Raw genomic sequence first — 11,337 nt, forward strand, 5'->3', positions numbered from 1 at the left:
AATGGACCGTTGGGATATTGAAGTTAAGAATTTGGATTTTTTATCGGATTCAGAGAAAAAAGAAAAACCGCCAGAAACGAATGGCAGCTATACCATATTAATAGCCGATGATGATGAGCAGGTGCATAAGGTCACTAAAATGATTCTCCGGGATTTTGAGTATAATCATCGTTCATTGGAATTCATTGATACCTATAGTGGGGCTGAAACGATCGAGGTATTAAAAAAACATGATGACATTGCCATCCTTTTTCTTGATGTTGTGATGGAAAAGAATAATTCTGGTTTCGAAGTGGTTGAATATCTTCGTGGGACCATGAAGAATTATATAACCCGAATTATTCTGCGTACTGGCCAGCCCGGAGAAGCTCCCGAAGAGGAAGTGATCCGTGACTATGATATCAATGACTATCTGTTAAAATCAGAGCTTTCTTCAAAACGGCTGTTTACCTCGCTCTATTCAAGTATCCGGTCTTATCGCGACCTGGTGGTGTTGAAACGTAATCAGCAGGGGTTGCAGAAAATTATCAAAATGAGTTCAGAGTTGTTCAACAAAAATTCCCTGGATGATTTTCTGGTGTCGATTCTGGAACAGATTTCGACACTGACAGATGATTCCAGTGACATGATCTATTTAAGGAATGAAGATTTCCAGAACGGCTTTGTGTCAATGCGGCAATCCAATAAAAGTAAGATTGTAGCAGCAACAGGCTCCTATAAGAAGCATATGGGAATGGATGTGGAGGATATCCCAGAGCTCTCCTTTATTCTTGAACATTTGAAGCAATCAGAAATTGAAAAGAATGGTCTAATTCGTAAAATAGATAAGGGGATTTTGGTATACGGAAAAGAAAACTCTACTTCTAATAATGTTATTTTTCTTGAAGGTCCGAAAGAAGGGTTTGATTTTAATTTAATTAACCTTTTTCTGACTCATTTTTCCATTACCCTGGATAATTTTATTTTGAATAACCTGGTCAGTGATACCCAGAAAGAGATATTATTTGCTTTGGCGGAAACAGTCGAAGCCCAGTCCGAAGATACCGGAACACATATCGAACGGATTTCAAAAATGATGTATGAGTTTGCTCTGATCATGCATATGAGTTATCAGGAAGCAGAACTGATAAGACTAGCCTCGACCATGCATGATTTGGGGAAAATTGCCGTTCCTGATGCGGTTTTAAAAAAGCCGGCAAAACTCAATCCGGAGGAATTTGAAGTGATCAAAACCCATTGTGATCAGGGGTACCGAATTCTTAGTCGTTCACAATTGCCGGTGATGAAAATGGCGGCAGAAATTGCTTTATCACATCATGAAAAATTTGATGGTTCCGGTTATCCGAAAGGGGTTATGGGAAAAAGTATACCCACTGCAGCCCGGATGATGGCAATTGTCGATGTCTTTGATGCCTTAACCCATAAAAGAGTATATAAGGAAGCCTTTGAAGTGTCTTTTGCCATTGATGTTTTAATCGAGGGAAAAGGCAAGCATTTTGATGGCGATCTGGTTGATTTATTTGTCAGTCGACTGGATGATATCATGGTTTTATAGATTAGTGACAGAAGGCTAAAGAAAATACCAAAAGGGGATAGAGATGTCCGATAAATTACAGAATAAAATGGTTGTTCTGGGTCTGGCAGGCTTATCTTGTCTGCTTTGGGGCAGCGCCTATGCATTTATAAAAATTGGATATGAACTTTTTGCGATCGAGACAACGGGCAGTCGAATTTTGTTTGCCGGTTTTCGTTTTACCATGGCGGGCATAATCACTTTTTTGCTCGCCAGTATTTATAATAAAGGAATCGTTAGACCGCGGCGTGGGGAATGGTTGAATATAATCAGTCTGGGTCTGGTGCAGACAACCCTTCAATACATCTTATTTTATATCGGTCTGGCAAATACCACGGGTGTAAAAGCTGCAATCATTAATCCGACGGCGGCTTTTTTTGTAATTATATTTGCGCACCTGATTTTACATGAAAAACTGACTCGGGAGAAAATATTTGGCTGTTTACTGGGAATGGCGGGGGTTGTAATTGTCCAGTTTAATGGCGGATCATTAGCTGGAGGTTTTAAATTCTTCGGTGAAGGATTTATGTTTATGGCTTGTCTTGCATCAGCAATGGGGACAATCCTGACTCGAATATATACCAAGAATAGTGATTCGATGACTTTAACCGCCTACCAGTTAATAATTGGTGGGCTCATCCTGATTGGTGTGGGGTGGATATCAGGTGGCGAAATTCATCCAACTGGGCCCCAGTCACTACTAGTGCTTTTGTATCTGGCGCTTTTATCAGCCACGGCCTTTAGTGTCTGGACAATTCTTATCAAGCATAATCCCGTTGGAGTGGTGGCTGTTTATACTTTTATGATACCGATTTTTGGGGTGATTCTATCAGGCTTGATTCTGGGAGAGGCCTTTCTTAGTCTGCGTATTATTATTTCCCTGGTTTGCGTTAGCCTGGGAATCTGGCTGGTTAACAGGGAGACATCAAATCGTGGCTGATGACGAAAGTGCCATGAGAAAAAATTGATACTTGACTATATACTTTTATTGAGGTGGCTTTACTGGTTATTTGCAGATTGTTTTTTTATGTCGCATTGATTTTTAAGGATAAACTGGGGTAAGTAATTAATAAGAGTTTGTGAGAACCGATACTCCTGGTGTTAAGGACGTAAAATTTAGTGTAGATCTTATGAGCGCTGGGAGCGGAGACTTTCAGCGTTATTTTATTAATTTTTGAGTCTGCGGCAAGTGATGATTGAAGGAAAGGAGAGAAAAATGAAACAGGGATTTTTGGTAAGAATTGGGCTGGTGCTGGTGCTGTTAATCACCGGGTGCTCCGGTAGTGGAAGTATCAGCTCAGGTGTAGAAAATGAGCTGTATAACTATTATTATCAGGTTGATTTAGGAGCTTCTAAAGATCAGGTGGATGACTTGTTCGAAAGCGGAACAGATTCTGATTTTGGCTATTCGACATATCTTGATCCCGATACAGGATATGGCGTATCTGTTTTCTATGATGATGCAAATCAGGTTAATGCAAAAATGCTTTATATTGAAGAAGATGCGATCTGGGATATCTATCAAAGCGCAGAAGTAGAAGAAGCTCAGGCAGATCAAATTACGGTCGGTATGACCTATCAGGAAGTCGTAGACTTGTTGGGATCTGACGGTCTGGAAGTAATGGAAACTGTTGATTTGGAAAATCCTGATCAGGTCGTGAAAGGCTACTATTGGCTTAATCAGGATCAATCAGCGATTACAGTTTCTTTTTCGCAGAACGAAGGGACTGTTATCATGGCCAGTTTTATTGCAGCAGAAAATACAGAAGCTGAATGACAGGCATTACTGTTTATTAAGCGACTGTATTAGACTGCAATAGCTTGCAAAATTAAGGCGGTAACACCTAAACATTATTTGCCTGAAGTTGTTCTGACACCTTGCAGCGGTTATCTTGACCGCTGCTTCTTTTAGTTGCTATAAACTTCAAGGGTATTTAAAACGGCTGATAAAAAACGGATACTACCCCATAGGGTAATTCGCAATTTGGTGTCATTGTCGATTAGCTGGGTCTGCATCGAGCTTGTTCCGAACTCAACGGGTTTAACATTCATGGCAGCATTAAGAGAATTGATGATACGAATGGCTTCATTGCTGTTAGCCACTTCAATATCAACAACAGCAGAAGCCTTTGCTTTGTTTTTTGGTTGCATATCTGGAGACGGAGCTGGCCGGTTGCCTTCTGTAAAAAGGCTTAGATCATGCTCGGTAATTCTCCAGCTCTTACCGATTTTTGTCGCGTTCAGTTTACCCTCGCGGATATATCGCTGAATTGTTTTGGGGTGAATGTCAAGCATTTTTGATATTTGCTCAACGGTATAAAAGTTATCTATCATTTCTAATTACTCCTTATTATTCCGAGTAGTGAAATAATAACACTCGTTTAAGGGCTTGTCAATAGGGGAGAAGATTTATTAAGTGGTTTCTGACCTGTTGGATTTTTGCAGATTAATTGAAATACGCATCTTTAGAGACGTTGCAATTATTTTTTAATGTTTAGAAAACTTAATAGTATCAAATATTAGGACTTTTGGGTATGATAGGATAGATACAATCTTCAAATAATACAGGGAAGAGGATCAGGAAAAGATGACAGAATACAGGGTTTTTAAATCGTTGAAAATTAATCAGATCGAACTGAAAAATAGCTTATTTATGGCTCCGATATCAGTGGCAATACACGATAATAGGGGGGCCTATTCGAATGAAATTATCAATTTTTATAAAAGCAGGGCGGCCGGAGGGGCAGGCCTGATCATTACCGGTGCCAACGAAGTTGGCAGTCAGCATGCAAAAGCCTGTTTTTATCCAAGCCCCCTGGTTGATCCGCAACATTTTAAGTTAGCGGCCAAAAGTCTAGCTGATGGGATTCATCAATACGACAGCAAAGTATTTGCCCAGTTGGCAGTTGGCATTGGGGATACAGACCTGAAAAATCTCATAAGTGTTTGCAGCAACATGGCAATCAAATCCCTTCAGGCTTTGGCTGCTGATTTTTCTCAGGCGGCTAAAATTTTTAAAGACAGCGGATTTGACGGTGTAGAAGTCAGCCTGTCCTGGCTGCTGGAAGGGATAACGCTTTTTAACGATCGTGATGACAAATATGGCGGGAGTATTGAAAATCGCTACCGGATTGTTAAGGAAATTATTCGTGAGATCAAAGCCAAGTGCGGCGAAGATTATCCGGTGATAGTTCGTCTGCCGATGAAAAGTTTTTTAAAAGACGGCAATCTGGAAGCCCTGCCGGAAGAAGTGTTTTTGGAAACAGGAAGGGATCTGGCAGAAGCCCTGGAGGTGGCAAGGATTCTCGAAGCAGGCGGTTGTGACGGATTTGATATTGATGCGGGAGTCAGCATTAACGATTCTTACTGGAAAGTACCGCCGGCCTATTTTGAAAAAGGGGTCTATCTTGACTTTGGCAAAGAATTAAAAAAGACGGTTAAGGTTCCGGTTCTGGCTGCTGGCAAGATGACTGATCCGGAATTGCTCGAAAAGGCTTTGAAAGAAAAAAATATTGATGGTGTGGGCCTGGGCAGACCGCTTTTAGCTGATTCGGATTACCCTAAGAAATTAAAAGAAGGAATGGAGAGTGAAATTCGACCTTGTCTTTTTTGTAATGAGTGCCTTAGCTTAATTAATAATGGAAAAAGGCTGGGGTGTGCGGTTAATCCGGAATTGAATTATGTTTCAGATGCTCCGCTGGGGTCGGCAAAAACTAAAAAGAAGATCATTGTTGTTGGTGGTGGACCGGCGGGGATGGAGACAGCCAGAGTAAGTGCTCTTTGCGGCCATCAGGTGATCTTGTTTGAGTCGGGCGAAGAACTGGGAGGAAAGCTTAAGTATGCCAGTCAACGGATTTTAAGAACAGGAGAACATGATCTGATCAATTGGTACGTATTACAGCTAAATAAGCTGGGAGTGGAGCTTAGACTAAATGAAACTGCTGCGTTAGAAAAAATAATTAACCAGAAGCCGGACATGGTTATCATGGCGCAGGGATCAAGACCTAAGCCGTTTTCATTTATTGGAATGGACAGTGATAAAATAACCAATCCTATCGACGTAATCTCCGATAAAACCTATGTCGGCCCCCGCTGTGTAGTTATTGGCGGAACAGTGGCGGGATGTGAAGCGGCTCTTCATCTGGCCATGCACCGGCATAAGATGACGATTGTAACAAAGGAGAGGGATATTTTAACTGATGAAATGCCCGAACTCAACCGCAAAATGTTAAAGGACCTGCTTATTAAATATAAGGTTTCAATTATTATAGAGGCTATTTTTGAAGGGGTTAACGAAACCGGTGCTCTTATTTCAGTTGACGGACAGAATCAGGAGCTGCCAGCCCATCATGTGATCATTGATTTAGAAGAGGAACCAGTGTTAACGCTTTATGATGCATTGAAGGACAAGGGGCTGTGGGTTGAAAAAATAGGTGACAATCGGGAAATCGGTGGTGTCAAGGGGGCTATAAGAAGCGGTTTTAGGTCGTTCTTTTAAACAACGGTTTTACATATCTAATGGTGGAGCAGGATATCGGAGAACTGGGCTGGGATCAGGAAGAACAGATTAATTATGCCTCGGCACCGATGTTTATGATTTTTGCGGAGAAATAAAGGTTAATCCGTCTTGGTAATGATGTTTCATAATTGTAGTATGCATTAAGTTAGTGTAAAAACGGAGCGTTAAAAACTTTTAGTCGATAGTCTGAAGGTTTTAGCGCTCTTTTACGTGTTAAGGCGTGTATGCTGTCTATAATGGTATGAAGAATTAAGCTCGAAAAATGTTTATCTGAATTAAACGGTTAAAAATGTTTACAATGTACACGAGGCAGTGTAAAATTTTTCTAAGTGCACAGATTGATAAATAATTTCAAATGGAATAATTATACACAATATAAATCAGATGGAGAGGATAGCATGCAAAAAAAAGAGTATCGTACCGGGATGGTCAAATTTTCCTTCTGGTTTCAGGAATTCAGACGAATGATGGATCTGATTAATAAGGGAGCAACCTTTGATGAAATAAAAAAAATAAATGGACAGGAAAATCTTTTCATGGCGTCTTCAAAAGCCCGTTCAATCATGATCTTCAATACCGTATCCAGGCGAATAAAAAGCCTGCCCAAAGCTTTTTATCCGGTTTTTGAACAGAGCGACATCAGCAACCAGAAAATAATAGTACTCATTGCGGTAATATTAACGGATGCCTTGTTTTTTGACTTTATGCATGAAATCTATCGGGAAAAGCTTATCATCGGCGATGAGGAGCTAAAAGACAGCGATATCACAATATTTTTTAAAAATAAACAGATTCAGGATGAAAAAGTGGCAGGCTGGAAAGACGCTACACTTAAGCGCTTAGGCGCATCCTATAAGAACGTTTTGATGGAAGCAGGCCTTATTGGACAGTCCAAGGGAAGCCGAAAAATCCTCAAACCGATATTAGATAAAAGGCTGGAGGATTGCCTGAAAGATAATGAGCTGCTTGTAATACTCAATGCCTTAACGGGGGTAAGATAATGGAAAACTTGGAACAGCGGCTGGATACAGCAGAAAAGCTAATAAAGACCGACAGTTTTCGAAAAAACAAGGGCCTGGGTAACGAAGTCGGCTATTATGTTTTTGATTATCCCCCTGAAAAAGAACTGGTGGTCAGAGAACGGATAAGATATATAGAGAAGAAAAATAAACAACAAACCGATGGCTTTAAGCTGATGGTATTTGACCTTTATGATCTGGTTATCGATATTCTGGAGGAAGAGGGCTTTTTAGACCAGTGTTTTAAATTCGAAAAGAAAAAAGGTCTGGAACGGATCGTATCGGCAGTGGGAAACCTCCTGCAGATCAATGATGAAAACAGCCTGATTGTAAAACACATTCAAAAAAATACACCGGAAGACGCGGTTGTTTTTCTGACCGGGATTGGCAAGTGCTATCCCATTCTGAGATCACATAAAATTCTAAATAATCTCCATCAGGCCATTGACCGGGTGCCGGTGGTTCTGTTTTTTCCGGGGAAATATGATGGCCAGGAATTGGTCCTCTTTTCGGCGATTAAAGACGATAATTATTACCGAGCCTTTAAGCTGGTGGATTAGTATTATAGAAGATAAAGAATTCTTAAAAGGGAGATTAGCATGATAATTAAAGATATGTTTGTTAAAGCTATCGATCGAGATATCAAAGGGGTCATTAAAGTGGGCCAGGCGGATGACGAAAACATCAGGCAGGAGCTGGAAGAATATGTGGTAACCGGTGAACTGCAAAAGCATTTTGCCGATTTTTTTGAGAGTTACCGCAAAGGCATTAACGGTACGACCGATAAAATGGGTGTCTGGATTTCGGGCTTCTTTGGCAGTGGTAAATCACACTTTTTAAAAATTCTTTCTTATCTGCTTTCAAACAGGGAAGTAAATGGTAAAAAAGCTCTGGATTATTTTATCGAGGATGACAAAATTGAGAATCCGCTGGTGCTGGCTAATATGAAGTTGGCAGCCAGTGTTTCAACCGATGTCATTCTTTTTAATATTGATTCAAAAAGCGAAATGACGGGTAAAAGTTCAAAGGATGCCATCGTTTCGGTGTTTTTAAAAGTATTCAACGAAATGCAGGGTTATTGCGGTGCCATTCCCTATCTGGCGGATTTGGAGCGTCAGCTTGACGAAGCCGGTCGCTATGAAGAATTTAAAGATAAATTTGCTGAGGAGTTTGGCAAAAGTTGGGAGTCTTCCCGTAATAAATTTGATTTTATTCAGGATACCATTGTGGAGGTACTGGATGAAATGGGTTTTATGAGTGAGCAGGCGGGCAGAAACTGGTGTGAGAAATCCACAGAGCCCTACCCACTAAGTATCGAGGGCTTTGCTCGGCTGATAAAAGAGTATCTGACGCTGCAAGCGGATAACCACCACATTGTTTTTCTGGTGGATGAAATTGGACAGTATATTGGCGAAGACTCTAAGCTGATGCTTAATCTGCAGACGGTAACAGAAGATCTGGGAACGGCCTGCCATGGAAAAGTCTGGATTGTGGTGACCAGTCAGCAGGATATTGATTCCGTCACTAAAACCAAGGGTAATGACTTTTCTAAAATTCAGGGACGCTTTGATACCCGCCTGTCACTATCGTCAGCTAACGTCGATGAAGTCATCAAGAAACGAATCCTGGATAAGAACAAAGTTGCCCGGCAAACCCTTGGTCTTCTTTATGAAAATAAGGAAACTATTATTAAAAATCTGATTGTCTTTAATGATGGGGTAGAGAAAAAACTATACCGGGACGGACAGGATTTTTCTGCAGTTTATCCTTTTGTGCCTTATCAATTTAATTTGCTGGCCAGCGTATTAACTTCTATCCGGACCCACGGTGCTTCCGGCAAACATCTTTCCGAGGGGGAACGTTCGATGATTGCCCTCTTTAAAGATTCGGCTGTGACTATTATGGATAAGGAGCAAGGGTCGCTAATCCCCTTCAATGTTTTTTATGATGCTCTTGATCGCTTTCTCGATCATAGTCACAGCGGAGTTATCGCCAGATCCTTAAATAATGAACACATTAACCCCAACCATGAAGATGACTGTTTTAATGTCAATGTCCTAAAAACCCTCTTTATGATTAAATACGTTAAAGAGATTACCGCCAATCTGGATAATATTACCAGCCTGATGATTCGTGACATTGATACCGACCGGATCGCTCTTAAAAAACGGGTGGAAGAGGCCTTGAAAATTCTGATTAGAGAGACGCTGGTACAGAAAAACGGCGAACTTTATGTTTTTCTGACCGATGAAGAGCAGGAAATCAACCGGGAAGTAGAGAGTCAGTATGTGGAAATAGCAGAAGTCATTTATAAAGTATCAGAACTGATTTTTGAAGATATATTAAAGACAAAAAAATACCAGAACCCGGTTTTAAATGGGCGCTATAATTTTGCTTTTAATCAGATTGTCGATGGTCGTCCTTATAAATTAAATCAGAATCAGGTGATCGGAGTAGAAGTTATAACACCGGCTTCCGATATTAATGATGACGAGATAAACCTCCGAATGAAATCTGGAAGAGAACAGAAAGTATTGGTGGTGCTTCCTGATGACAGCGCTTTTATTGAGGAAATACAAAATGCTCTAAAAATTGAAAAATACCTTCAATTAGGCACGGGGGAGCGCTTAACTCAGTTTGAGCAGATCAAGGAATCCAAGCGAACTGAATTGAGCGAAAGAAAAGAACATGCTAAACTGTATCTGGTAGAAGCGATGAAAAGCGCGAAAATATATGTTGGTGGTGACCAGGTTCAAATCAGTAAAAAAGACGTTAATTCCAGGATTATAGAGGCTTTGGGTAAACTGGTCGATGCGGTCTATCATAAACTTGGCTATATTGACACGGCGATGGGGGATATCAATATCCGAGACCTGTTTAAAAACCTCAACCAGCAGGCCCTTGCCCTGGGGAAAACAGAAAGTGCCAACTGCCTTGCACTTCAGGAAGTCTTATCCTTTATTGGCGATAATTCTGCTAAGCACATTAAAAGCTCCATGAAAACGGTGATGGATCGTTTTATGAAAGCCCCTTACGGTTTCGTGGAAGAGGATGTGGAATGGCTGGTGGCGAAACTGTTTAAAGATGGGGATATTTCTGTAACGGTCAGCGGAGAACCGGTAACCCTTCACAATAAATTGCCGGAGGAACTGGTCCGTTACTTCACGAAAAAAGAATTTGTTGAGAAGCTTTTGACCGAGCGCCGTGAGAAAGCCAACGATAGGCAGAAAAAAGCCCTGCGGAAAGTGTCCAGGGAAGTCTTTAATGTTTCGATGATGGACGATGATGACGACACCATGATGGAGGATTTTAAACACTATTGCCGTGGTCTGATTAATGATCTGGAAAAACTGGAAATCAACTATCGAAATAATCATCTCCCCGGCAAAGACGTTGTTAAAGATGGACTGGCACTCTTACGTTCGGTCGAGCGGATTCAGTCGCCGATGGAATTTTTTAACAAAGTCGATCATGATATGGATGATTTTCTGGATTTTTCCGAAGATTATGAACCGGTAAAAAGTTTCTTCGCCGGAGAACAGTTCAGCATTTTCAGCAAAGCTCATGAGAAGATTAAAATCTATGAGGAAAGTCAGAACTTTATTGCCAATCAGACTATTGAAAGCCTGGTAGCAGAAATAAAGAGAATACTTTTAAAGCCTTCACCTTATAGTGATATTCCCAAACTGCCAGAATTGTTAAGTGACTATATCCATACCTACAGCCATTATCTGAGTGATCAGTTGCCGGGAATTAATAGTGCGATTGATTCCGCCAAAGCTCGGATTATGGAGGAACTGCAGGGAAAAACATATTACGATGAATACCACGAACAATATACCAAAAAATTTGTCGCACTTAAAGAAAAGGCGGAGACCTGCAATAATGTGGCGACCCTTTTAAATATTAAAACGGAAGCAGATGCCCTTAAAATGCGTTTGCTGGATGAAATGACCGAAAGGGAGCGTCGAATAGCCTATGAAAAGCCAGCACCAGGTAGTGGAAAAGTAAAAGAGCCTGGAACTCCTCCAAGTGGGACTACTCATGTACCACCGCCTGCTAAAAAGCGAAAGAACATCTCCATCAAAACCATCAGTCACCAGGTATCCTGGCAGATTGAAAGCGAACAGGAGCTGGAAAGCTATCTGGAAGACCTTAAGAAGCAAATACTTGCCCAGCTGGAAGAGGATACGATTGTGAATATTGAGTTTTAAAGACGAGGATGA

8 protein-coding genes are annotated in these 11,337 nt (G+C 40.9%); 7 read left to right on the forward strand and 1 reads right to left on the reverse strand.

The annotated features are described in order from the left end of the window. Position 1 precedes the first annotated feature (1 nt). From Q5O24_01460 to Q5O24_01470, 3 genes are all read left to right on the forward strand, one after another. Complete coding sequence (locus tag Q5O24_01460; protein ID WKY48022.1) at positions 2–1,555, forward strand: DUF3369 domain-containing protein; 1,554 nt, start codon at positions 2–4, stop codon at positions 1,553–1,555. 43 nt (positions 1,556–1,598) lie between these two features. Beyond that, positions 1,599–2,513, forward strand: a complete 915-nt coding sequence (locus Q5O24_01465; protein WKY48023.1) for a DMT family transporter — start codon at positions 1,599–1,601, stop codon at positions 2,511–2,513. Positions 2,514–2,789: 276 nt separating this feature from the next. Further along, on the forward strand, positions 2,790–3,350 hold the full coding sequence (locus tag Q5O24_01470) for a hypothetical protein (protein WKY48024.1): 561 nt from the start codon (positions 2,790–2,792) through the stop codon (positions 3,348–3,350). A 131-nt stretch (positions 3,351–3,481) separates the two neighbouring features. Here Q5O24_01470 and Q5O24_01475 read toward each other — a convergent pair whose 3' ends face one another. Continuing rightward, positions 3,482–3,907 carry a helix-turn-helix domain-containing protein gene (locus tag Q5O24_01475; GenBank protein WKY48025.1) on the reverse strand — a complete coding sequence of 142 codons (426 nt, stop codon included), beginning with the start codon at positions 3,905–3,907 and terminating at the stop codon, positions 3,482–3,484. Positions 3,908–4,160: 253 nt separating this feature from the next. Here Q5O24_01475 and Q5O24_01480 point away from each other — a divergent pair, with 253 nt between their 5' ends. The 4 genes from Q5O24_01480 to brxC all read left to right on the forward strand — a co-directional run bounded on the left by Q5O24_01480 (position 4,161) and on the right by brxC (position 11,325). Then, positions 4,161–6,071, forward strand: a complete 1,911-nt coding sequence (locus Q5O24_01480) for an FAD-dependent oxidoreductase (GenBank protein ID WKY48026.1) — start codon at positions 4,161–4,163, stop codon at positions 6,069–6,071. A gap of 419 nt (positions 6,072–6,490) precedes the next feature. After that, positions 6,491–7,093, forward strand: a complete 603-nt coding sequence (locus Q5O24_01485; protein WKY48027.1) for a DUF1819 family protein — start codon at positions 6,491–6,493, stop codon at positions 7,091–7,093. Then, a complete protein-coding gene (locus Q5O24_01490; GenBank protein ID WKY48028.1) occupies positions 7,093–7,671 on the forward strand; it encodes a DUF1788 domain-containing protein in 579 nt (192 codons plus the stop codon). Before Q5O24_01485 ends, Q5O24_01490 begins: the two co-directional genes overlap by 1 nt. A 39-nt stretch (positions 7,672–7,710) precedes the next feature. Continuing rightward, complete coding sequence (gene brxC, locus Q5O24_01495; GenBank protein WKY48029.1) at positions 7,711–11,325, forward strand: BREX system P-loop protein BrxC; 3,615 nt, start codon at positions 7,711–7,713, stop codon at positions 11,323–11,325. Positions 11,326–11,337 lie beyond the last annotated feature (12 nt).

The sequence above is a fragment of the Eubacteriaceae bacterium ES3 genome (genome assembly GCA_030586155.1).
In the GTDB taxonomy this organism is placed as follows: domain Bacteria; phylum Bacillota; class Clostridia; order Eubacteriales; family Eubacteriaceae; genus Acetobacterium.

Coding starts and splice junctions, on each gene's coding strand:
- Q5O24_01460 (WKY48022.1), top strand. CDS start 2: ATGGACCGTTGGGATATTGAAGTTAAGAATTTGGATTTTTTATCGGAT.
- Q5O24_01465 (WKY48023.1), top strand. CDS start 1,599: ATGTCCGATAAATTACAGAATAAAATGGTTGTTCTGGGTCTGGCAGGC.
- Q5O24_01470 (WKY48024.1), top strand. CDS start 2,790: ATGAAACAGGGATTTTTGGTAAGAATTGGGCTGGTGCTGGTGCTGTTA.
- Q5O24_01475 (WKY48025.1), bottom strand. CDS start 3,907: ATGATAGATAACTTTTATACCGTTGAGCAAATATCAAAAATGCTTGAC.
- Q5O24_01480 (WKY48026.1), top strand. CDS start 4,161: ATGACAGAATACAGGGTTTTTAAATCGTTGAAAATTAATCAGATCGAA.
- Q5O24_01485 (WKY48027.1), top strand. CDS start 6,491: ATGCAAAAAAAAGAGTATCGTACCGGGATGGTCAAATTTTCCTTCTGG.
- Q5O24_01490 (WKY48028.1), top strand. CDS start 7,093: ATGGAAAACTTGGAACAGCGGCTGGATACAGCAGAAAAGCTAATAAAG.
- brxC (WKY48029.1), top strand. CDS start 7,711: ATGATAATTAAAGATATGTTTGTTAAAGCTATCGATCGAGATATCAAA.